This window comes from Streptomyces sp. UW30, assembly GCF_008042075.1.
Classification (GTDB): domain Bacteria; phylum Actinomycetota; class Actinomycetes; order Streptomycetales; family Streptomycetaceae; genus Streptomyces.
Window position 1 is genome coordinate 104,305 of the sequence record NZ_RDBN01000053.1, and the last position, 21,138, is coordinate 125,442.

A 21,138-nucleotide genomic window follows, 5' to 3' on the forward strand; every position below is an offset into this window, starting at 1 on the left:
GCGTGGCCCGCCACACCACTCCAACAGGGGCCTCGCACGGAAGGACCTTCGGGTGCCCGTCTTCACGCGCCAACGTCAACTCCCGGACAAGAACGACGAGCCGGCGCCCGCCGACGAGGCACCCGCGGCCGCCGACGGCGAGGACGCCCCACAGGGGCCACCCGCACCCGYCGACGAYAGCCGCACGGGTGGTGCGGGTGGGAACAACTCGCCCGAAGGCGAAGCCGAGGACACAGCCGCAGCCGCCGACGGCGAGGAGACCCCACCGGGGCCACCCGCACCCGACGACGAGCGTGTCACGGGTGGTGCGGGTGGGAACGACTCGTCCGAAGGCGAAGCCGAGGACACGGCCGCGGCCGCGGCCGCCGACGGTGCGGGTGGGAACAACCCGGCCGAAGGCGAAGCCGAGGCCGAGAAGCCGGCGCGCCGGTACCTCCGCTGGACCCTCACCCTCCTCGCCGCCGCCCTCATCCACATCTGCCTGCAGATGCCGAACACCCTCGGCAACCTCAAGGCCACGGAGTTCGTCCGCCTCCCCGCCGAGGCCGTCATCGGCGCCGCCATACTGCTCAGCCTCCCCCGCCGCCCCCGCCTGATCACCGCGGCCGTCTCCGGCGCCGCCCTCGGCGCGCTGACCATCCTCAGCCTCCTGGACATCGGCTTCAACGAGTACCTGGGCCGGCACTTCAACATCGTCCTGGACTGGGAACTCCTCGACGACGCCCAGTCGTACATGAAGGACTCGATGGGCGACACCACCACGGTCCTCCTCACGATCGGCCTCATAGTCCTCGCCGTGGCCCTGATCGCCCTGGTCGCCCTCGCCACCGTCCGCGTCGCGAACGTCCTGGCCCGGCACAAGGCCGACGCGTCCAAGGGCGCCCTGATCGCCGGCACCGTCTGGATCACCTGCACGGCGTTCGGCGTCCAGATCGCCGGCGTGCCGATCGCCGCGGACCACACCGCCGGCGTCGTCAAGGTCCACGCGCGCCGGGCGTTGGACACCCTGCACGACGAGGCGGAGTTCGCGAAGGACGCGAAGGCGGACACGTTCGGCAGCACACCACCCGCCGAGCTGGTCCCCGACCTGCGCGGCAAGGACGTCATCTTCACCTTCATCGAGAGCTACGGCCGCAGCGCGATCGAGGACCCGGAGATCGCCCCGGGGGTCACGAGCACGCTCGACACCAGCACCGAGGCTCTGGCGAAGGCCGGCTTCCACGCCAAGACCGGCTGGCTGACCTCGGCGACGTTCGGCGGCAACAGCTGGCTCGGCCACTCCACCACCCTGTCCGGCCTGTGGATCGACAACCAGCAGCGCTACCGCACCGTCATGGCCAGCGACCACCTCAGCCTCACCAGCGTCTTCAAGAAGACCGGCGAATGGGACACCGTCGGGGTGATGCCCGGCGTGCAGAAGGCGTGGCCGGAACAGAAGTACTACGGCCTGGACAAGCTCTACAACGCCTTCCAACTCGGCTACAAGGGACCGAAGTTCAGCTGGTCGACGATGCCCGACCAGTACGCCCTGGAGGCCTTCCAGCGCCAGGTCCACGGCAAGAAGCGCGACAAGCCCCTGATGTCGGAGATCATCCTGACCTCCAGCCACCAGCCCTGGGCGCCGATCCCCAAGATGGTCGACTGGGACGACCTGGGCGACGGCTCGGTCTTCAAGTCCATCGAGAAGGCGGGCACCGAGCCGGCGGACATCATCTCCGACTCCACCCGCTCCAAGGAGGAGTACGGCAAGTCCATCTCGTACTCCGTCACCAGCCTCACCCAGTGGCTGGAGCGCTACGGCACCGACGACACCGTCCTCGTCTTCCTGGGCGACCACCAGCCGATGTCCCGGGTCAGCGGCGTCAGGGCCAGCCGGGACGTCCCGATCTCGATCGTCGCCAAGGACCCGAAGATGCTGGAGAAGATCGCCGACTGGAACTGGGCGGACGGCCTGCAGCCCACCGCCGACACCCCCGTCTGGAAGATGAGCTCCTTCCGGGACCGCTTCCTGACCGCGTACGGCTCGACCCCGAGGGCGTCGAAGTAGTCGAAGTAGCGGCCTCGGAACGGCCACTCAGCCGCCGGAGGTGTCCTGCTCCGCGTCCTCGTCCACGCCCGCGCAGTCGTAGGGGTCCTTCAGCCAGCCGTCCGGCAGCACCACCCGGTTGTTGCCGGACGTACGGCCGCGGGGCCCGTCGGCGCCGGCGGGCCACGGCTGGTCGAGATCCAGCTCGTCCAGTCCGCCCCGCAGCTCCTGAAGCGACGAGGTGATCGCGAGCCGCTTGCGCATCTCGGAGCCGACCGCGAAGCCCTTCAGGTACCAGGCGACGTGCTTGCGGAAGTCGATGACGCCCCGCGCCTCGTCCCCGATCCACTCGCCGAGCAGGGTGGCATGCCGGACCATGACGTCGGCGACCTCGCGCAGCGTCGGCCGCGCGATGTCTTCCGTGCGTCCTTCGAAGACCGCGACCAGGTCCGAGAACAGCCACGGCCGCCCCAGGCACCCGCGCCCGACGACCACGCCGTCGCACCCGGTCTCCCGCACCATCCGCACCGCGTCCTCGGCCGACCAGATGTCGCCGTTGCCGAGCACGGGGATCTCCGGCACATGCTCCTTCAGCCGCGCGATGGCGTCCCAGTCGGCGGTGCCGCCGTAGTGCTGGGCGGCGGTGCGGCCGTGCAGCGCGATGGCCGTCACGCCCTCCTCGACGGCGATCCGCCCGGCGTCGAGGTAGGTGATGTGGTCGTCGTCGATGCCTTTGCGCATCTTCATCGTGACCGGCAGGTCCCCGGCCCCGCTCACGGCCTCCCGCAGGATCGCCCGCAGCAGGTTCCGCTTGAACGGCAGCGCGGAGCCGCCGCCCTTGCGCGTCACCTTCGGCACCGGGCACCCGAAGTTCAGGTCGATGTGATCGGCCAGGCCCTCCTCCGCGATCATGCGGACGGCCTTGCCGACGGTGGCCGGGTCGACGCCGTACAGCTGGATCGAGCGCGGCTTCTCGGTCGCGTCGAAGTGGATCAGCTGCATGGTCTTCTCGTTGCGCTCGACCAGCGCCCGGGTGGTGATCATCTCGCTGACGAACAGCCCCTTGCCGCCGCTGAACTCCCTGCACAGCGTGCGGAAGGGCGCGTTCGTGATCCCGGCCATCGGGGCCAGGACGACGGGCGGCCGGACGGTGTGCGGGCCGATCTGCAGGGGCGGGGCGGTCGTGGGCATCCACCCATTCTCACGTACTGAACGGGGTGCGGCGAAATTCATTAGTTAGGCGTACTATTCAAGAATGCCGGAGCTCAGCCCCCGCCGCCGGATGCTGGTCCTCGCGATCTGCTGCATGAGCCTGCTGATCGTGAGCCTCGACACCACGGCCCTCAACGTCTCCCTGCCCGCGTTGCAGCGCGACCTCGGCGCCAGCACCTCGGGTCTGCAGTGGACGATCGACGCCTACACCCTCGTCCTGGCCTCCCTGCTGATGCTGGCCGGCTCCACGGCGGACCGGATCGGCCGCAAGCGCGTCTTCATGACCGGCCTGGTCCTGTTCACCATCGGCTCGGCGCTGTGCTCCGCCGCACCGACCCTCGACTCACTGATCGTCTTCCGCATGGTGCAGGCGGTGGGCGGTTCGATGCTCAACCCGGTCGCGATGTCGATCATCACCAACACCTTCACCGACCCGCGCGAACGCGCACGGGCGATCGGTGTGTGGGGTGGCGTGGTCGGCATCTCGATGGCCGCGGGGCCGCTGGTCGGGGGCCTGCTCGTGGACGGCGTCGGCTGGCGCGCGATCTTCTGGGTCAACCTCCCCGTGGGCCTGGCCGCCCTCCTGCTCACCCTGCGCTTCGTCCCCGAGTCCCGCGCCCCCAAGGCCCGCCGCCTCGACCCGGTGGGCCAGGTCCTGGTGATCGCGCTGTTCGGCTCGCTGACGTACGCGATCATCGAGGCGCCGAACGCCGGGCTCACGTCGGTCCTGCCGTTCGCGGCGATCGCGCTGACGGCTCTGCTCGCCCTCCTCTGGTACGAGCCGCGCCGCGCCGAGCCCCTGATAGACCTGCGGTTCTTCCGGTCGGCGCCGTTCAGCGGGGCGACGGTGATCGCGATCGGGGCGTTCGCGGGGCTGGGCGGGTTCCTGTTCCTGTCGACGCTGTACCTGCAGAACGTGCGCGGCCTCGACGCCCTGCACGCGGGCCTGTGGATGCTGCCGATGGCGCTGCCGATGTTCCTGTGCGCGCCGCTGTCGGGGCGGCTGGTGGGCAGTCGGGGGCCGCGGCTGTCGCTGCTGGTCGCGGGGGTCGCGATGACGGCCAGCGCGGGGCTGTTCGCGTTGTTCGAGGCGGAGACGTCGAACGCCACGCTGGTCCTCGGGTACGCGTTGTTCGGCGTGGGGTTCGGGTTCGTGAACGCSCCGATCACTAATACGGCGGTGTCGGGGATGCCGCGGGCGCAGGCGGGGGTGGCGGCCGCCGTCGCCTCCACGAGCCGTCAGCTGGGGCAGACGCTGGGCGTGGCTCTGGTCGGTGCGGTGCTGGCGGCCGGGGTGGGGGCGTCGTCGTACAAGGAGACGTTCGTGTCGGCCGCGGTGCCGGGGTGGTGGATCATCACCGGGTGTGGGCTGTTGGTGCTCGTCGTGGGGGCGGTGACGAGTGGGCCGTGGGCACGGGGCACTGCTGAGCGGGCGGCTGAGAGGCTGGAGTCGGCTGAGGTTCGCAGTGCGTCTCGGGTGGTCGCGTAGTTCGGCGGCCGGCGGTCGGTGGGGGCTGGTCGCGTCCACGCGGCGGAGCCGCATATCCGACTCCGCCCCGCGCCTCTCAGGGGGTTGCCCTCGCCAGCGCTATTGCGTGCAGCTTCTCCAGGCGTTCCCTCGACTCGTCGTCCGCCGGCACGTAAGTCACCATCCGCGGCCCCACGTCCGGACTCAGCCACAGGTCGGTGTGGTCGACCAGGATGCGGCCCACATGACGGTTGAGGAACTCCTTGCGCTTGCTGCGGTGGGACACCACCTCGTGGCGCTCCCACACCTCGCGGAACTCGGGGGACTCGGTGCGCAGGCGTCCGAGGAGCATCTTCCAGGCGGGCTCGCCGAGATGGCCGGCCATCGCGGCGCGCAGGCGGGCGGCCATGAGGCGTTGGGTCTCCGCCAGGTGCACGATCGAGGACTGCCAGTCCGGGTTCGTGTACGACAGGATCATGCAGTTGCGGTCCTCGGGCGGCACCGCCTCCAGGTCGCACAGCAGCAGGCCGTAGGTGCGGTTGTGGGCGAGGATGTCGTACCGGCTGTTCTGCAGGCACGCCGGATACGGTTCCAGCTGCTCCAGTACGGCCCGCATCGCGGGCGTCACCGACGGGCAGGCCGTCGCCGGCGTCGGGTCCACCGCGCCGGCCAGCTGGAAGAGATGGGACCGCTCGCTGGGGTCCAGCAGCAGGGTGCGGGCGAGGGCGTCGAGGACCTGGACGGAGACCTGGATGTCCCGGGCCTGCTCCAGCCACGTGTACCAGGTGACCCCGACCGCGGCGAGCTGGGCGACCTCCTCGCGGCGCAGGCCGGGTGTGCGGCGCCGACTGCCGCGGGGCAGGCCGACCTGCTCGGGGGCGATGTGCTCGCGGCGGTGGCGCAGGAAGGCGGCGAGTTCATGGCGCCGGATCGCCGACGCGGCCGTGCCGCGCGAACCGTCCGCGGTCGCCGTCATCTCCTGGGCCATGGTCGTCATGCCTCCAGCCTGCCGCTGCCCGGACCCTGTTTCCAGGTGCTTCTTCTACCAGGATAAGGACACTCTGGTACCAGTCTCCGGATCGCCGCAGCCTGGTGAGCGTGACCGAAACCATCACTTCACGCAAGGCCGCCCGGGCCACCGCGGGGTCCCCCTCCCTCGGCACCCTCGGCCTCTTCACGGTGCTGCTCGCGGCGGCACTCCCCCTCATCGACTTCTTCATCGTCAACGTGGCACTGCCGACCATCGGCCACGACCTCGCGGCGAGCGAGGCCGTGCTCGAACTCGTCGTGGCGGGCTACGGGTTGGCGTACGCCGTGCTGCTCGTGCTCGGCGGGCGGCTCGGCGACCTGTTCGGCCGGCGGCGGCTCTTCCTCGGCGGCATGGCGGCCTTCGGACTGACCTCGCTGGCGTGCGGGCTCGCGCCCAGCGCGTGGACGCTCGTCGCGGCGCGGATCGCGCAGGGCGCGGCGTCGGCGGCGATGCTGCCCCAGGTGCTCGCCACGATCCAGGCGGCCACCAGCGGCCCGCGCCGTGCGAAGGCCATGGGCCTGTACGGCGCGACGGCCGGCCTGTCGATGGTGGCCGGGCAGATCCTCGGCGGCGTCCTGGTCGCGGCGGACATCGCAGGCACCGGCTGGCGCTCGGTGTTCCTGGTGAACGTCCCCGTCGTCCTCGTCGGCCTGTTCCTGGCCGCCCGCGCGGTCCCCGAGACCCGCTCCCAGCACCCGGAACCGGTCGACGGCCCCGGCACGGTCCTGCTCGCCGTCTCGCTCCTCGCTCTGCTGGCCCCGCTCACCGAGGGCCGGGCGGCGGGCTGGCCGCTGTGGACGTGGCTGTCGCTGGCGGCGTTCCCGTTCGTGGCGGCGGCGTTCTACGCGGTGGAGCGCAGGGCGGACCGACGGGGCCGTACGCCGCTCGTGCCGCCGAGCCTGTTCGCGCTCACGTCCCTGCGGCGGGGCCTGGTGATGATCGTGCCGTTCTCGATCGGTTTCAGCGGCTTCATGTTCGTGATCGCGGTGGCGTTGCAGCAGGGGGCGGGGCACGGCCCGGTCGAGGCGGGGCTGGCCCTGGTCCCGATGGCGGTGGCGTTCTTCTTCGTCTCGCTGGCCGGCGCGCGGCTGGTGGCCCGCTACGGCACCCGGGTCGTGACCGCCGGTGCGGCGATCCAGGGGGTGGGCGTGGCCCTGATAGCGCTGGCCGCCTGGCGCTCCTGGCCGGACCTCGGTTTCCTCGAACTGCTCCCCGGCGCGGCGATCGCCGGCGCCGGCCAGGCCCTCCAGCTGCCCGTCGTCTTCCGGATCGTGCTTTCGGAGGTGCCGACGGCCAGGGCGGGCGTGGGCAGCGGGGTGATGATCACGACCCAGCAGTCGGCGTTGGCGCTGGGTGTGGCGACCCTGGGCACGCTCTTCCTCTCCCTCGTCCCCGGGTCGGGCATGCGGGACGCCCTGGTGACGACGCTCCTGGTCCAGCTGGCCGGTGTGGCACTGACGGGCCTGCTCAGCCTGCGTCTGCCGCGCACCATCACCTGATCGTTTTGTGAGGGTGTGGCCACAGGTTGGTCAACTCGCCGGGGAAGAGTCCCTGTTGATGTTGGTCTTGCTGCACACTCCTTGCTGCGCGGCGCCGCGCAAGCAGACTCGATGTCCTCGGACGCTGGAGGCGTCATGCTGGAGATCAACACGAGCAAGGTGAGCCGCTGGGACCACCACGGGCGCGAGCATGTCGTACGAGTACAGCGCAAAGGCGCGCAGCGCTCGATCAGATGTGACACCTGTGGCTGGCGCAAGAGCGCACAGTTCCTGCCCTGGCTGAAGGCGGAGGAGCACCTGGCGGAGGCCCACCAGGCGACGGTGGACCCGGCCGAGGCCCAGTCCGACGGATGAGCAGCGCTCAGCCGCGGACCCGCAGCCCCCGGATCAGCAGGTTCAGGAGCGTCTCGAAGTCGTCCTCCACGCCCGGCTGTTCCCACTCCCTGGCGTAGTGCGGGTCGTGGAAGCGGTCCGTCGCGCGGAAGACGGCGCCGGCGGCGGTGGCCGGGTCCTCGGCGGTGAAGACGCCCGCGGCGGCGCCCGCGCGGACGATCTCGGTGAGCTGGCCGGTCAGTTCGGCGACGTGTTCGCCGACGACCGTCTCGGCGGTCTCGGTGGTCAGCACCGAGTACGTCGCGAAGAGCTCCGGGTCGTCGAACGCCTTGCGGCGCTTGGCGGCGAAGAGGGCCGCCAGCCACTCGCGCAACCGGGTCTCCGGGTCCAGGTCCGGGGCGGCGACGATGGCCGCGAGCACCCCCGTCGTGCGGTCCAGCCACCTCTTCGTGACCGCCTCCCGCAGCGCCGCCTTCGTACGGAAGTGCCGGTAGACGCTGCCATGGCTGACGCCGAGCGCGCGGGCCACGTCGACCACGGTGGCCTTGGCCGGGCCGTGGCGGCGCAGCACCTCCTCGGTCGCTTCGAGGATGCGCTCGGCGGTCAGTGTCTGGGACGTCGACGGCATGCCCTAGACCGTACCTGGCAAAGGATCCGGCCCCGGGATCACCTACTTGCTGCCCAGGTGGGCCATCTGCGGGGCCGGGTAGCGCTCGCCCGCCGCCGCGTCCGCCGGCACCGCCCGCTCGATCGCGGCGAGGTCGGCGGCGTCCAGCGTGACGTCCAGCGCGCCCAGCGACTCGGTGAGCCGCTCGCGGGTGCGGGCGCCGACGAGCGGCACGATGTCGTCGTTGTGCTGCGCGCCCCGTGAGAGCACCCAGGCGATGGCGATCTGGGCGACGGAGACGCCCTTGTGCTCGGCGATCTTCCGCAGTGCCTCGACCAGGTCGAGGTTGTGCCGGAGGTTCTCGCCCTGGAAGCGGGGCGAGTGGGCGCGGAAGTCGTTGGCGGCGAGCTGCCGGTCGCGGGTGAAGTGGCCGGAGATCAGCCCGCGGGACAGGACGCCGTACGCGGTGATGGAGATGCCCAGCTCACGGGTGGTCGGCAGGATCGACTCCTCGATGCCGCGGGAGATCAGGGAGTACTCGATCTGGAGGTCGGCGATCGGCGCGGTGGCGGCGGCCCGGCGGATCGTGTCGGCGCCGACCTCGCTGAGGCCCACGTGGCGGACGTATCCCTTCTCGATCAGTTCCGAGATCGCGCCGACCGTCTCCTCGATCGGTACGTCGGGGTCGAGCCGGGCGATCCGGTAGACGTCGATGTGGTCGACGCCCAGGCGCTGAAGGGAGTAGGCGGCGAAGTTCTTCACGGCGGCCGGGCGGCCGTCGTATCCGGCCCAGTCGCCGTCCGGGGAGCGCAAGGCGCCGAACTTCACGCTGACCTGGGCCTGTTCGCGCAGGGCGGCGGGCGCGGTGCGCAGGGCCTCGCCGACCAGCATCTCGTTGTGGCCCATGGCGTAGAAGTCGCCGGTGTCGAGCAGCGTCACGCCCGCTTCCAGGGCGGCGTGGACGGTGGCGATCGATTCGGTCCGGTCCGCGTCGCCGTACAGCGCGGACATGCCCATGCAGCCGAGGCCGAGGGCGGAGACCTGGGGGCCGGTGGTTCCGAGGGGGTGGGTTCGCATCGTCATGCCTCCACGATGCCCTAACAGCTGACAGATTTCAATATCTGTCAGTCCATACTTGTCAGCATGGGTCACAGATTGGTCCAGACCTATTGACGAGAGGTCTGGACCACGAGCACGCTGTCATGCCTACGACACCTCACCGCACCCCCCACCGGGAGGCCCCGTATGCTCCGCCGCGCCCTGCGCCTGGCCGCCGCCGCACTGGCGACCGCCTGTCTGACCCAGCTGCCCGTCGCCACCACCGCCTCGGCCGCCGACACCTGCGCCGTGAAGTCGAAACCGTCCGGCAAGGTCCTCCAGGGCTACTGGGAGAACTGGGACGGCGCCGCCAACGGCGTCCACCCGCCCTTCGGCTGGACCCCGATCACCGACTCCCGTATGGCCGCGCACGGCTACAACGTGATCAACGCGGCGTTCCCGGTCATCCGCTCCGACGGCACGGCCCTGTGGGAGGACGGCATGGACAGCGGGGTGAAGGTGGCCACCCCCGCGGAGATGTGCGCGGCCAAGGCGTCCGGCCAGACGATCCTGCTCTCGATCGGCGGCGCGACGGCCGGCATCGACCTCAACTCGACGGCCGTCGCGGACCGGTTCGTCGCGACGATCGTCCCGATCCTGAAGCAGTACAACTTCGACGGCATCGACATCGACATCGAGACGGGCCTGACCGGCAGCGGGAACATCGCCCAGCTGTCCACGTCCCAGGCCAACCTGATCCGCATCATCGACGGGATCCTCGCGCAGATGCCGTCCAACTTCGGCCTGACGATGGCCCCCGAGACGGCGTACGTCACCGGCGGCAGCGTCGTCTACGGCTCGATCTGGGGCGCCTACCTCCCCGTCATCAAGAAGTACGCCGACAACGGCCGCCTGTGGTGGCTGAACATGCAGTACTACAACGGCAGCATGTACGGCTGCTCCGGCGACTCCTACTCCGCCGGCACCGTCGCGGGCTTCGTCGCGCAGACCGACTGCCTCAACAAGGGCCTGGTGGTGCAGGGAACGACCATCAAGGTGCCGTACGACAAGCAGGTGCCCGGCCTGCCCGCCCAGTCGGGCGCGGGCGGCGGCTACATGTCACCGTCCCTCGTCGCCGAGGCCTGGCGGCACTACGGCAGCTCGCTCAAGGGCCTGATGACCTGGTCGATCAACTGGGACGGCTCGAAGAACTGGACGTTCGGCGACAACGTCAGGTCGTTGCAGGGCCGTTGATCCCGGGGTCGCCCAGGTCCCGGACGTAGCGGTCGAGCAGTGTCCCGTCCGCGCCGAACCGCTGCCCGCCGGGCGTGAACCCCGTCCGGCGGGCGACGGCGGCGGACGCCGCGTTGTCCGGCTCCACCTGGATCACGGCCTCCTTCCCGCCCGCACCGGCCGCGTACCGGCAGGCCAGGAGGACGGCGCGGGTGGCCAGGCCGCGCCCCCTCCACGTCGGGTACAGGCCGTAGGCGACATTGACCTGGCCGGGGGCCAGGCCCTCCGCCTCGAACCGCAGGTCGATCGTGCCGGCGAGCGTCTCGTCGACGCCCACGCGGATGCCGAAGGCGCGCAGCGAGCCGGCCCTGGCCCACTGGTCCTCGCAGTGCCGGAGGTAGGCCTCGACGCCCTCGCGCGTGCCGGGACCGCCGCTCAGCCGGCGGACCAACTCCTCGTCCTCCCCGGCGAGATGTGCCTCGGCGTCGTCGGGGCACAGCGGGGACAGGGCGATCACCCCGTCGGCCAGTATCACGTCACGCATCCCCGTGCAGGGCGGCGAACAGTCCGTGCACGCGGGTGCCGTCCGGCAGTTGCCAGGCGCCGGCGACATGGCCGACGGCCCCCTCGGGGAGGAGCGGCGCCTCCTGCGGGGCCGGGCGCAGGACGCGGTGCAGCCGCAGGGTCGTGCCGTCCGGTGCGGTCAGCCGGGTGCCGTCCTGCGAGTCCTCGACGACCGGGGCGGCGCCCTGCCCCGCCGCAAGGCCCTGGCCCGCGTAGGAGCGGGTGACCTCGCGGTCGACGGTGTCGGTGACGCTCTGCGCCTGCGCCTCGGCCCGCCCCTCGACCAGGGCCCACAACCGGTCGGCCAGCACCGGGTCGTGGCAGCCGTCGTAGGCCCAGCGCCGGCCCAGCACCCCGTGCTCCATGGTCCCGACGAGGGCGTGCTCGGCGCCGTCGAGAGGGGCGCCGCGATAGGTCAGCGGCGTCAGATAGCTCACCGTCTCGGGACCCGCGGCATCGGTGATCACCATGAACTCGATCCCGACCTCGCCCTGCGGATCGTCCAGCCGGAAGCCACCGGCCTTGGCCAGAAGGGGGTCACCGGAGCCGCCATACCACGGGCGGGAGGGCAGCCAGGAGGTGAGCAGTTCGAGCTTCGTCGGCTTGAGGGTGGTGTGGTGGATGACGGCCATGCCGAAGGCTCTCACGTGAACCCGGCCCGCTGGTACGCTTTTTCGATCATGACGACGTACTTCTTCCCCCTGCGCTAGCCGCTCCGTCGGCACGACGCGGCACACCCCGGCGCCGACGATGCGGGACGGTCCTCCACCGTCCCGGGCTTCGACGTGGAAGAAGACGGCATCATGCGCACACCGCGCGTGCTCCTGGTGGCTCGGTGCGTACGCGGGCTGGAACCCGCACTCGGCACGGAGATCCTGCGGACGGGTTCCGCGACCATCGACTGGATCGGCCACCGCGAGGTGGGCTTCCGGACGGACGACGACAAGCCCCTGCGGCCACGGATCGCCGACGATGTCTTCCTGCCGGCCCACCGCCGCCGCGACATCGGCCCGCACAGGAGCGACCTGACCGCCCTGACCGAACTGGCCCACGCGGTCGACCTGGAAGGTCTGGCACTGGGCCGCCGGACGCACGGCGGCCCACCCGGCTTCGGCGACGGCATCGAGATCTCGGCGTCCTTCCTCGGGCGCAGGACGTACAACCGCTACGACATCGAGGACACCGTCGGCCGGGTGCTGGCCGAGCGTGCGGGGGTGCCGTACCACTCGCGCCGGCACGGCGCCGCGCCCCCGCCCGGCCACAGCGGATGGCGGCTGACACTGGACGGCACCCACGCCACCCTGCTGCTGCGCCTGGGACGGCGTCCCGCGCACCGGCGCGCCTACAAGAACGCGACCGTCCCGGGCACCCTGCACCCACCGGTCGCCGCCGCCATGGCCCAGGCGGCCGGACTGCGCCCGGGGCAACGGGTGTTGGACCCGTGCTGCGGCGCGGGCACCCTGCTGATCGAGGCCCACCACACGGCGCCGGGCACCACCCTGCTCGGCTTCGACCTCGACCCGGCGGCAAGAAGGGCGGCACGGCAGAACGCCGCCCCGCTGCCCATCACCGTCGAACACGGCGACGCCGGCGCCCTCCCCCTCCATGACCGCAGCGTCGACCGGGTCCTGTGCAACCCGCCCTGGGGAGAACAGGTCGGCGCGGGCGGCCGTCTCGCCCGGCACCCGGAGCGCTGGTGGCACGAACTCGCCCGCGTCCTGACCGACGAGGGACGCGCGGTCGTGCTGCTCCCCGAGGCGGGCGGCCTGGGCCACGCCCTGGCGCTCGGCCTGTCCCCCGTGCACGTCCAGCGGCTCAGCCTGTTCGGCAGCAGCCCGCTGCTGATCCACCTGGAACGCGTGCGCCGGCGCAGGGGCAGCCGCTCTAACGGGCGGTGACGGCCAGCTTCGCCCCCAGCACCACGAACGACCCGGCGAAGGTCCGCCGCAGCCACGTCATCACCCGGGGCCGGGAGGTGACGTGGCTGCTCACGGAGGCCGCGAGGACGCCGTATGCCGCGAAGACCACGAACGTCACCGCCATGAACACCCCGCTGAGCGCGAGCATGCGCGGCAGCGCGTCCGCCCGGCCCGGGTCCACGAACTGCGGGAGGAAGGCGAAGAAGAACATCGTCAGCTTCGGATTGAGCACATTGATCAGCACCCCGCGCACGATCACCCGCCCCGAGGAGAGGGACTCGCCGTCCCGCTCCACCACGAGGGCCTCCTTGTCCCTGATCGTCGCCCACGCCATGTACAGCAGATAGGCGACACCGGCGAACTTCAGCACCTGGAACGCGGTCGCACTCGCGTGCAGCAGCGCGGCGACGCCGGTGACGGTGGCCACCATGTGCGGCACGATCCCGAGCGTGCACCCGAGTGCGGCCACCGCACTCGCCCGCCGCCCACGGGAGAGTCCGGCGGCGAGCGTGTAGACGACACCGGTGCCCGGGGTGGCCACGACGACAAGGGTGGTGAGAAGGAAGGCGAGACTCATGCGGCCGAGCCTGCCGTGGCAGCCGCATCCCCATACAGGGCCAATCGACGACCTGGCTGCCGGACCAATCGGCTCCGTTGGACACCCCTGCGCACCCCTCGGACAATGGGAATTGTCGGCGTGCAGTGACCCGGCGGCGCCTGCCGCCGGCCGCGCGGTAGTCCTGCGCCGCCCGAGGAGGCGCGCCATGGCCATCCGTATCGCCACCTTCAACACCGAGAACCTCTTCCGCCGGCCCAAGGTCTTCGGGATGCAGGACCACAAGGAGCAGCAGGAAGTCCTGGAGCACTACGCCGAGTTGGTCTCCCTTCTGGAGAAGGCGAACTACGAGCCCGACAAGGACCGGATCGCCGAGCTCATCAAGAAGCACGGGATCTACGACGGCGACAAGGACAGCACCCGGCAGTTCGTCATCAACGAGACCCGCGGCCAGCACACGCTGTTCAATTCACGGCGGGTGCAGGACGACATCTCCATCACCCTCAAGGCGAAGGGCCGCGCCGACTGGACGGGCTGGGTGGAGCTCGTCCGCGACAACCTCGACTGGACCGCCGTGCACAACACCGGCCGGGTCGTGGCGGAGGTCGACGCCGACATCCTGCTCACCGTCGAGGTCGAGGACCGGCTCACCCTGGAACGCTTCAACACCCAGGTCCTGGGCGAGTCCCTGGGCAGGCGGCCGTACCCCTACAGCATGCTGATCGACGGCAACGACCCCCGAGGCATCGACATCGGGATCCTCAGCCGCCACCCGATCACGACCATCCGCTCCCACGTCTTCGACACCAACCCGGAACGCGCCGACAAGCGCCTCTTCAGCCGCGACTGCCCCGAGTTCGAGATCGAACTGGACGACACGAACCTCGTGGTCCTGGGCAACCATCTGAAGAGCATGGCCGACGACAACCCGTTCCTTCGCCTGGSCCAGGCGAAGCGCGTCGCGGAGATCTACCGGGCCGCGCTGGAGCGCTCCCCGCACGTCATCGTCGCCGGGGACCTCAACGACTTCCCCGACAGTGAACCGATCGCGGTGCTGCGGGACACCGGTCTGCGCGACGTGATGGACCACCCCGCCTATCGCGGGAAGCCCGGCACGCACGGGCAGTGCAAGAGCGAACAGGACAAGCTCGACTACCTCATGCTGCCGCCGTCGTTGTGGAAGGAAGTGCAGCACGCGGGCCTCGAAACCCGTGGGATCTCCGCCAAGGGCATCGATCACTTCGACACGGTGAAGACCAGGGCGGACGCGGCCTCCGACCACGCCGCCCTCTACGCCGATCTGGAACTGTGAGCGCGCGGTCAGCCCTGCCGCAGCGGTAGCGCCACGTCCACCACCTGCCGCCCCTTCGGGAAGCCCCCGGTGACCGTCGCCCTGCCGGTGAGCAGGTTGACGCGCAGGACACGCGAACCGGTCACCGCGTAGCCGGAGTTGGTGCCGGCGGCCGGCGAGCTGTAGATGTCGAAGCCCGAGTCGGGCGGCAGGTCCACGCCCGTCTTCCCGGTCGGCGCAAGGTTGCCCGCGTTGGCCGGGGACTGGACGGAGACCTGGTCCTGGACGGTGTCGAGGTCGAAGAGCGTCGTGGCCGTCGTCGTGTCGAGGTCGTTGTTCGTGTACGCGGCCGCCGTCACCCCCGTCGCTGTCGCCCCGGTCGTCGCGGGCGGCACCGGCGGGTTGGTGAGCGTGCCGTCGACGGCCGTGGTGCCCGCTGCCGGGACGCCCGCCGGGTCGTCGAGGTTGTGGCGCAGGTTCTGGCCGGTGTCGCTGATGACGCGCAGCCGGTTGGCGGCCGGGTTGAAGTCGACGCCGAAGGACCGGCCCTGGAGGGCGACGCTCAGCTGCGAGACCTTGGTGGCCCTGGCGCCGATCTCCCGGATCGTGTAGACGCCGCCCTTGTCGCCGACGCCGTACAGCTTGTTGTTCTGCACCCGGTAGTCGATGCCGACGAGCCTGCTGTCGCCCTTGAGCCCGCTCACCTTGCCCAGCGGAAGGACGACACCGGGCCGCTCGACACGGAAGCGGACGAGCCGCTGGTCGCCGGTCAGGCCGACGCCGACGAGCCGGTCACCGGACGCCTGCGGCAGCCCGCCCCCGACGCCGCCCTTCGCCTCGACACCGGCGGCCGAGTCGCCGTGCCGGTCGCCGTCGCTCGCGGCCACATAGCCGACCGACCCGATCGCCAGAGCCAGTACGGCCGCCCCGACCACTGCTTGCTTGCGCATGATGCCCCCGTGAGAGGTTCCTCGCCGCGCCCCGCCCGCTGCGGGCCGCGCACGACCTCTCCTTCGGAGCGGACCGCCGTACGGACGGCAAAAACCCCGATTCCGTTACGCCTGTTACGTCCGTAACGGAATCGGGGTTTTTCAGCGGATCCCTCAGGCGCCGACGAGGCGGCTCGCCAGGTAGCCCTCGATCTGGTCGAGGGAGATACGCTCCTGCTTCATCGAGTCGCGCTCACGCACCGTCACGGCGTTGTCCTCGAGCGTGTCGAAGTCGACCGTCACGCAGTACGGCGTGCCGATCTCGTCCTGGCGGCGGTAGCGGCGGCCGATGGCGCCGGCGTCGTCGAACTCGATGTTCCAGTTCTGCCGCAGCGCCTGGGCGAGGCCCTTGGCCTTCGGGGAGAGCTCCGGGTTCCGGGACAGCGGCAGCACGGCCACCTTCACCGGCGCCAGGCGGTGGTCCAGACGCAGAACGGTCCGCTTCTCCATCTTGCCCTTGGCGTTCGGCGCCTCGTCCTCGACATAGGCGTCGAGCAGGAACGCCAGCATCGCGCGGCCGACACCGGCCGCGGGCTCGATGACGTACGGCGTCCAGCGCTCGGAGGCCTCCTGGTCGTAGTAGGCGAGGTCCTGGCCGGAGGCCTTGGAGTGGGCGTTCAGGTCGTAGTCGGTGCGGTTGGCGACACCCTCCAGCTCGCCCCACTCGTTGCCACCGAACTGGAAGCGGTACTCGATGTCAGCGGTGCGCTTGGAGTAGTGGGAGAGCTTCTCCTTCGGGTGCTCGTACCACCGCATGTTCTCCTCGCGCAGGCCCAGGCCGGTGTACCAGTTCCAGCGCTGCTCCATCCAGTACTCCTGCCACTTCTCGTCCTCGCCCGGCTTGACGAAGAACTCCATCTCCATCTGCTCGAACTCGCGGGTGCGGAAGATGAAGTTGCCGGGCGTGATCTCGTTGCGGAAGGACTTGCCCATCTGCGCGATGCCGAACGGCGGCTTGCGGCGCGAGGTGGTCTGCACAAGGGAGAAGTTGGTGAAGATGCCCTGGGCGGTCTCGGGGCGCAGGTAGGCGATGGAGCCGGAGTCCTGCGTCGGGCCGAGGTGGGTGGAGAGCAGACCCGAGAACTGCTTCGGCTCGGTGAACTGGCCCTTGTTGCCGCAGTTCGGGCAGTTCACATCCGTGAGGCCGTTCTCCGGGAGGTGGCCCTTCTTCGCCTCGTAGGCCTCCTCCAGGTGGTCCGCGCGGAACCGCTTGTGGCAGGAGGTGCACTCGGTCAGCGGGTCCGTGAAAGTGGCGACATGGCCGGAGGCGACCCAGACCTCGGGGGCAAGGATCACGGACGAGTCGATACCGACGACGTCCTCGCGCGACGTCACCATGTAACGCCACCACTGGCGCTTGAGGTTCTCCTTGAGCTCGACACCCAGCGGCCCGTAGTCCCAGGCGGCGCGCTGGCCGCCGTAGATCTCACTGCAGGGGAATACGAAGCCACGGCGCTTGCTCAGGCTGACGATGGTGTCGATCTTGTCGGCGGCCACGGTGCTCTCTTCATTACGACGACGGGCGACGAAGCGAGGCGCTTCACAGCGAATGCTTCAGGGTACCGGCGGGCACTCCCCCTCAATCAAATCGGTAGCCCTCTGTGGACGGCCGCTCACGCTTGTTGACAACCGTTTCCAAGTTCGCTGAAAATGACTGTCATGAACGTACGACGACCTCACATATCCGGGATCGCCCTCGCGGCCGTCACCGCAGTCGGTATCGGCACCCTCTCCGCCTGCTCCTCGGACAGCGCCGCCGCGGGCAACACGGACAAGTTCGACGTCGTCGCGTCGTTCTACCCCATGGCCTTCCTCGCCGAGCGGATCGGCGGCGACCATGTGCACGTCACCAGCCTCACCGAGCCCGGCCAGGAGCCGCACGACCTGGAGATCAGCGCCCAGCAGCGGGCCCAGCTGGAGGACTCCGAGGCGGCGCTCTACCTCAAGGGTCTCCAGCCCTCCGTCGACGAGGCCATCGGCCAGGCCGGCCTGGACACGAAGATCGACGCCGCCACCCTGACCAAGCTGGAGGACCACGGCGATGTCGAGCACGAGCACGAGGGCGAGGAGGCCCACTCCGAGGAGTCGCACTCCGACGAGGAGGGCCACGCCCTCGACCCGCACGTCTGGCTCGACCCGGTGAAGTACGCCGAGATCGCCAAGGGCGTCGGCGCGGCCTTCGAGAAGGCGGACCCGGACCACGCGGCCGACTACAAGAAGAACACCGACGCCCTCGTCGCGAAGCTCGACGGCCTCAACACCGAGTTCGCGGACGGTCTGAAGGACACCCGGACCAAGGTCTTCTTCACCAACCACTCCGCCTTCGGCTACCTCGCCGAGCGCTACGGCCTGACCCAGGAGGCCATCAGCGGCGTCGACCCGGACAGCGAGCCGAGCCCGGCCCGGATGAAGGAGCTCCAGAAGGAGGCCAAGGCCGACGGCGTCACCACCGTCTTCTACGAGACACTCGTGTCCGGCAAGACCGCGAAGACCCTCGCCGAGGACGCCGGCCTGAAGACCGACGTCCTCGATCCGCTGGAGGGCATCACCGACAAGTCCAAGGGCGACGACTACTTCGGAGTCATGGAGGCCAACCTCACGGCCCTGAAGACCGCCCTGGGAGCCAAATGACCAACGCTACGGAGGACGGCATGACCGAGCCCGTCATATCGCTGCGCGGCGTCCGCGCCGAGCTGGGCTCGCGCCCCGTCCTGCGCGGCATCGACCTCACCGTGCACCGCGGTGAGGTCGTCGCCCTGCTCGGCGCCAACGGCTCGGGCAAGTCGACGGCCGTGCGCGGCGTCATCGGCCAGGTGCCGGTCAGCGCCGGCGAGATCGAGCTGTTCGGCGCCCCGCGCGCCCGGTTCCGCGACTGGGCGCGGGTGGGCTACGTCCCGCAGCGCACGACGGCCGCCGGCGGTGTACCCGCCACGGTCGGCGAGGTCGTCTCCTCGGGCCGCCTCTCCCGCACCCGCTTCGGCGTCTTCCGCAAGGCCGACCACACGGCCGTACGACGCGCCCTGGAGCTGGTCGGCATGGCGGACCGGGTCAAGGACTCCGTGAACGCCCTCTCCGGCGGCCAGCACCAGCGCGTCCTCATCGCCCGCGCCCTGGCCTCGGAACCCGAGCTGCTGATCATGGACGAGCCGATGGCGGGCGTGGACCTGGCCAGCCAGGAGGTGCTCGCGCGGACCCTGCGGGAGCAGGTGTCCCAGGGCGCGACGGTGTTGCTCGTGCTGCACGAACTGGGCCCTCTGGAGCCCCTGATCGACCGTGCGGTCGTCCTGCGCGACGGCTGTGTGATGCACGACGGCCCGCCCCCGAAGGCCGTCGGCCAGCACGCCCTTCCCGGCCACGACCACGTACACCCGCACGCGGCTCACGACGCCGAACCGATCCGGACGGGACTGCTGAGCTGATGGACTTCCTGAACTACGACTTCATGCAGCGGGCGCTGCTCGCCGCCGTCCTGGTCGGCATCACCGCCCCCGCCGTCGGCATCTACCTCGTCCAGCGCCGCCAGGCCCTGATGGGCGACGGAATCGGCCATGTCGCGATGACCGGCGTGGGCCTCGGCTTCCTGCTGTCCTGGTCCCCGGTGTGGATGGCGACCGCCGTCTCCGTCCTCGGCGCGGTCCTGATGGAGCTGATCCGCTGGTACGGCAAGACCCGCGGCGACATCGCCCTCGCGATGCTCTTCTACGGCGGTATGGCCGGCGGCGTGATGTTCATCAACCTCGCGCCGGGCGGCTCGAACGCCAACCTGACCTCGTACCTCTTCGGCTCGCTGTCCACGGTGAGCGAGTCGGACGTGACGGCGATCATCCTGCTCGCCGCCTTCGTGGTCCTGGTCACCCTCGGCCTGCGCCGCCAGCTGTTCGCGGTGAGCCAGGACGAGGAGTTCGCGAGGGTCACCGGCCTTCCGGTGCGCGCCCTGAACCTGCTGACGGCGATCACCGCGGCGGTGACGGTGACGGTCGCGATGCGGGTGGTCGGCCTGCTGCTGGTGAGCGCGCTGATGGTGGTGCCGGTGGCGGCGGCGCAGCAGCTGACGCGCAGCTTCGCGGCGACGTTCGCCATCGCCGTCGCGATCGGCGTCACCGTGACGATCGGCGGCACCGTCACCTCGTACTACCAGGACGTCCCGCCCGGCGCGACGATCGTGCTGCTGACCATCGGCGCGTTCATCGCGCTCACCGCGCTGGCGACCCCGCTGGCCCGGCGCAGGGCCCGTGCCCTGGCGGCGGCGCAGCCTTCCGGCGACCCGGCGGAGTGCGCGATTCCGGCCAGCAGGGAGAGCGACGGGAAGGTGAGCGTCTGACCGCGCTCTGCCCGGGCTGGCACAATGGCCCGGCAAGGCGCAGACGTGAGGAGGCAAACCGGTGACGACCGCTGGACCGCCCGTAAAGGGCCGCGCGACTCGGCAGCGGGCCGCCGTGGCGGCGGCCCTTGACGAGGTCGACGAGTTCCGCAGCGCGCAGGAACTCCACGACATGCTCAAGCACAAGGGCGACTCGGTCGGACTGACCACGGTCTACCGCACCCTCCAGAACCTCGCCGACGCCGGCGAGGTCGATGTCCTGCGCACCTCCGACGGCGAGTCGGTGTACCGCCGCTGCTCGACCGGCGAGCACCACCACCACCTGGTCTGCCGTGTCTGCGGCAAGGCGGTCGAGGTCGAGGGCCCGGCTGTGGAGAAATGGGCGGACGCGATCGCCGCCGAGCACGGCTATGTGAACGTGGCGCACACGGTGGAGATCTTCGGTACGTGCGCGGAGTGCGCGGCCGCCAACGGCTGAGCCGAATCAGGCCAGTTGGCCAAAAGATGGGCCTTTCGTAACCCCTTTGTGATCATGTGTTCATATGATCATTACGGCTTCTGCGACCACAGGAGCCACATAGATCACAGGGGAGTACAACTTGAGACTGGGACGTATGGCAGGTGTGGCCGCTGCGAGCGCCGCGCTCGTGATGGCTGTCGCGAACTCCGCGTCGGCTGCCGACCACACCATGCACACGGGGGACGCCTGGGGCAACGTGCCCGGCGTCGACTGGAGCGGCACCGGCTTCTTCAACGAGTACGGTGACGTTGTCACGATCAAGGACAACGACGCTGACGGCCGTGGTGTCACGATGAACGTGTACATCGGCAGCCCGAGCGGCAACCCGCGCTACTCCTTCACGGTCGGCGGCGAGGGCAACACCGCCACGAAGAAGGCCAGCATGGGCGGCAAGTTCGACCTGCCGGAGAACACCCGCATCGGCTTCAAGTTCTGCCGCGCGCCTGACGGCGAGTGCAAGGACTACACGTTCCTCAACGACAACTGATGTCGGCCTGAGCAGAACCGCGAACGGCCCCGCCCCACTTCGGTG

General features: G+C 70.3%; 21 protein-coding genes. 12 read left to right on the plus strand and 9 right to left on the minus strand.

What is annotated here, in order from left to right:
- Window positions 1–52 precede the first annotated feature (52 nt).
- Entirely contained in the window at window positions 53–2,047 is a 1,995-nt protein-coding gene (locus EAO75_RS34600; RefSeq protein WP_147999115.1) for a CDP-alcohol phosphatidyltransferase, read from the plus strand.
- Window positions 2,048–2,074: 27 nt separating this feature from the next.
- Here the strand turns inward: EAO75_RS34600 and dusB are convergent, their stop codons facing one another.
- Complete coding sequence (gene dusB, locus EAO75_RS34605; RefSeq protein WP_147999116.1) at window positions 2,075–3,217, minus strand: tRNA dihydrouridine synthase DusB; 1,143 nt, start codon at window positions 3,215–3,217, stop codon at window positions 2,075–2,077.
- Between the two features lie 64 nt (window positions 3,218–3,281).
- On the opposite strand from dusB, the gene EAO75_RS34610 reads away from it, so the two are divergent.
- On the plus strand, window positions 3,282–4,727 hold the full coding sequence (locus EAO75_RS34610; RefSeq protein WP_147999117.1) for an MFS transporter: 1,446 nt from the start codon (window positions 3,282–3,284) through the stop codon (window positions 4,725–4,727).
- Between the two features lie 76 nt (window positions 4,728–4,803).
- Here EAO75_RS34610 and EAO75_RS34615 read toward each other — a convergent pair whose 3' ends face one another.
- Window positions 4,804–5,703 carry a helix-turn-helix transcriptional regulator gene (locus tag EAO75_RS34615; protein WP_187284705.1) on the minus strand — a complete coding sequence of 300 codons (900 nt, stop codon included), beginning with the start codon at window positions 5,701–5,703 and terminating at the stop codon, window positions 4,804–4,806.
- Between the two features lie 101 nt (window positions 5,704–5,804).
- Here EAO75_RS34615 and EAO75_RS34620 point away from each other — a divergent pair, with 101 nt between their 5' ends.
- Both EAO75_RS34620 and EAO75_RS34625 read left to right on the plus strand, forming a co-directional pair.
- Window positions 5,805–7,235, plus strand: coding sequence for an MFS transporter (locus EAO75_RS34620; RefSeq protein WP_147999118.1), 1,431 nt, complete (start codon window positions 5,805–5,807; stop codon window positions 7,233–7,235).
- Between the two features lie 135 nt (window positions 7,236–7,370).
- A complete protein-coding gene (locus EAO75_RS34625) occupies window positions 7,371–7,589 on the plus strand; it encodes a hypothetical protein (RefSeq protein WP_147999119.1) in 219 nt (72 codons plus the stop codon).
- A gap of 7 nt (window positions 7,590–7,596) precedes the next feature.
- Here EAO75_RS34625 and EAO75_RS34630 read toward each other — a convergent pair whose 3' ends face one another.
- Window positions 7,597–8,196, minus strand: coding sequence for a TetR family transcriptional regulator (locus tag EAO75_RS34630; protein WP_147999120.1), 600 nt, complete (start codon window positions 8,194–8,196; stop codon window positions 7,597–7,599).
- 42 nt (window positions 8,197–8,238) lie between these two features.
- A complete protein-coding gene (locus EAO75_RS34635) occupies window positions 8,239–9,258 on the minus strand; it encodes an aldo/keto reductase (RefSeq protein ID WP_147999121.1) in 1,020 nt (339 codons plus the stop codon).
- A gap of 162 nt (window positions 9,259–9,420) precedes the next feature.
- Here EAO75_RS34635 and EAO75_RS34640 point away from each other — a divergent pair, with 162 nt between their 5' ends.
- Window positions 9,421–10,467 carry a chitinase gene (locus tag EAO75_RS34640; protein ID WP_147999122.1) on the plus strand — a complete coding sequence of 349 codons (1,047 nt, stop codon included), beginning with the start codon at window positions 9,421–9,423 and terminating at the stop codon, window positions 10,465–10,467.
- On the opposite strand, the gene EAO75_RS34645 is transcribed toward EAO75_RS34640, so the two are convergent.
- Window positions 10,445–10,990, minus strand: a complete 546-nt coding sequence (locus tag EAO75_RS34645; RefSeq protein ID WP_147999123.1) for a GNAT family N-acetyltransferase — start codon at window positions 10,988–10,990, stop codon at window positions 10,445–10,447. The two genes, EAO75_RS34640 and EAO75_RS34645, sit on opposite strands and share 23 nt — an antisense overlap.
- Entirely contained in the window at window positions 10,983–11,642 is a 660-nt protein-coding gene (locus EAO75_RS34650) for a maltokinase N-terminal cap-like domain-containing protein (protein WP_147999124.1), read from the minus strand. The genes EAO75_RS34645 and EAO75_RS34650 overlap by 8 nt, the downstream gene beginning before the upstream one ends.
- 171 nt (window positions 11,643–11,813) lie before the next feature.
- Here EAO75_RS34650 and EAO75_RS34655 point away from each other — a divergent pair, with 171 nt between their 5' ends.
- Entirely contained in the window at window positions 11,814–12,908 is a 1,095-nt protein-coding gene (locus EAO75_RS34655; RefSeq protein ID WP_187284706.1) for a TRM11 family SAM-dependent methyltransferase, read from the plus strand.
- Here EAO75_RS34655 and EAO75_RS34660 read toward each other — a convergent pair.
- Window positions 12,895–13,506, minus strand: coding sequence for a LysE family translocator (locus EAO75_RS34660; RefSeq protein ID WP_147999126.1), 612 nt, complete (start codon window positions 13,504–13,506; stop codon window positions 12,895–12,897). The two genes, EAO75_RS34655 and EAO75_RS34660, sit on opposite strands and share 14 nt — an antisense overlap.
- Before the next feature lie 187 nt (window positions 13,507–13,693).
- On the opposite strand from EAO75_RS34660, the gene EAO75_RS34665 reads away from it, so the two are divergent.
- Entirely contained in the window at window positions 13,694–14,797 is a 1,104-nt protein-coding gene (locus EAO75_RS34665; RefSeq protein ID WP_147999127.1) for an endonuclease/exonuclease/phosphatase family protein, read from the plus strand.
- Between the two features lie 8 nt (window positions 14,798–14,805).
- On the opposite strand, the gene EAO75_RS34670 is transcribed toward EAO75_RS34665, so the two are convergent.
- Both EAO75_RS34670 and EAO75_RS34675 read right to left on the minus strand, forming a co-directional pair.
- On the minus strand, window positions 14,806–15,726 hold the full coding sequence (locus EAO75_RS34670) for a DUF4394 domain-containing protein (RefSeq protein ID WP_147999128.1): 921 nt from the start codon (window positions 15,724–15,726) through the stop codon (window positions 14,806–14,808).
- Window positions 15,727–15,879: 153 nt separating this feature from the next.
- Complete coding sequence (locus tag EAO75_RS34675) at window positions 15,880–17,262, minus strand: glycine--tRNA ligase (RefSeq protein ID WP_147999129.1); 1,383 nt, start codon at window positions 17,260–17,262, stop codon at window positions 15,880–15,882.
- 162 nt (window positions 17,263–17,424) lie between these two features.
- On the opposite strand from EAO75_RS34675, the gene EAO75_RS34680 reads away from it, so the two are divergent.
- From EAO75_RS34680 to EAO75_RS34700, 5 genes are all read left to right on the plus strand, one after another.
- Window positions 17,425–18,396, plus strand: coding sequence for a metal ABC transporter substrate-binding protein (locus tag EAO75_RS34680; RefSeq protein ID WP_147999130.1), 972 nt, complete (start codon window positions 17,425–17,427; stop codon window positions 18,394–18,396).
- Window positions 18,393–19,184, plus strand: a complete 792-nt coding sequence (locus EAO75_RS34685) for a metal ABC transporter ATP-binding protein (RefSeq protein WP_147999131.1) — start codon at window positions 18,393–18,395, stop codon at window positions 19,182–19,184. Before EAO75_RS34680 ends, EAO75_RS34685 begins: the two co-directional genes overlap by 4 nt.
- Window positions 19,184–20,086: a metal ABC transporter permease gene (locus tag EAO75_RS34690; RefSeq protein ID WP_147999132.1), complete on the plus strand. Its 903-nt coding sequence runs from the start codon at window positions 19,184–19,186 to the stop codon at window positions 20,084–20,086. Before EAO75_RS34685 ends, EAO75_RS34690 begins: the two co-directional genes overlap by 1 nt.
- A 61-nt stretch (window positions 20,087–20,147) precedes the next feature.
- Entirely contained in the window at window positions 20,148–20,564 is a 417-nt protein-coding gene (locus tag EAO75_RS34695) for a Fur family transcriptional regulator (protein WP_147999133.1), read from the plus strand.
- A gap of 136 nt (window positions 20,565–20,700) precedes the next feature.
- Window positions 20,701–21,093: a hypothetical protein gene (locus tag EAO75_RS34700; RefSeq protein ID WP_147999134.1), complete on the plus strand. Its 393-nt coding sequence runs from the start codon at window positions 20,701–20,703 to the stop codon at window positions 21,091–21,093.
- Window positions 21,094–21,138 lie beyond the last annotated feature (45 nt).

Bases quoted from the DNA above. Each gene is read 5' to 3' on its own strand.
- dusB (WP_147999116.1), bottom strand. From the start codon at position 3,217: ATGCCCACGACCGCCCCGCCCCTGCAGATCGGCCCGCACACCGTCCGG.
- EAO75_RS34615 (WP_187284705.1), bottom strand. From the start codon at position 5,703: ATGACGACCATGGCCCAGGAGATGACGGCGACCGCGGACGGTTCGCGC.
- EAO75_RS34625 (WP_147999119.1), top strand. From the start codon at position 7,371: ATGCTGGAGATCAACACGAGCAAGGTGAGCCGCTGGGACCACCACGGG.
- EAO75_RS34630 (WP_147999120.1), bottom strand. From the start codon at position 8,196: ATGCCGTCGACGTCCCAGACACTGACCGCCGAGCGCATCCTCGAAGCG.
- EAO75_RS34635 (WP_147999121.1), bottom strand. From the start codon at position 9,258: ATGACGATGCGAACCCACCCCCTCGGAACCACCGGCCCCCAGGTCTCC.
- EAO75_RS34640 (WP_147999122.1), top strand. From the start codon at position 9,421: ATGCTCCGCCGCGCCCTGCGCCTGGCCGCCGCCGCACTGGCGACCGCC.
- EAO75_RS34645 (WP_147999123.1), bottom strand. From the start codon at position 10,990: ATGCGTGACGTGATACTGGCCGACGGGGTGATCGCCCTGTCCCCGCTG.
- EAO75_RS34650 (WP_147999124.1), bottom strand. From the start codon at position 11,642: ATGGCCGTCATCCACCACACCACCCTCAAGCCGACGAAGCTCGAACTG.
- EAO75_RS34655 (WP_187284706.1), top strand. From the start codon at position 11,814: ATGCGCACACCGCGCGTGCTCCTGGTGGCTCGGTGCGTACGCGGGCTG.
- EAO75_RS34660 (WP_147999126.1), bottom strand. From the start codon at position 13,506: ATGAGTCTCGCCTTCCTTCTCACCACCCTTGTCGTCGTGGCCACCCCG.
- EAO75_RS34670 (WP_147999128.1), bottom strand. From the start codon at position 15,726: ATGCGCAAGCAAGCAGTGGTCGGGGCGGCCGTACTGGCTCTGGCGATC.
- EAO75_RS34680 (WP_147999130.1), top strand. From the start codon at position 17,425: ATGAACGTACGACGACCTCACATATCCGGGATCGCCCTCGCGGCCGTC.
- EAO75_RS34685 (WP_147999131.1), top strand. From the start codon at position 18,393: ATGACCAACGCTACGGAGGACGGCATGACCGAGCCCGTCATATCGCTG.
- EAO75_RS34690 (WP_147999132.1), top strand. From the start codon at position 19,184: ATGGACTTCCTGAACTACGACTTCATGCAGCGGGCGCTGCTCGCCGCC.
- EAO75_RS34700 (WP_147999134.1), top strand. From the start codon at position 20,701: ATGGCAGGTGTGGCCGCTGCGAGCGCCGCGCTCGTGATGGCTGTCGCG.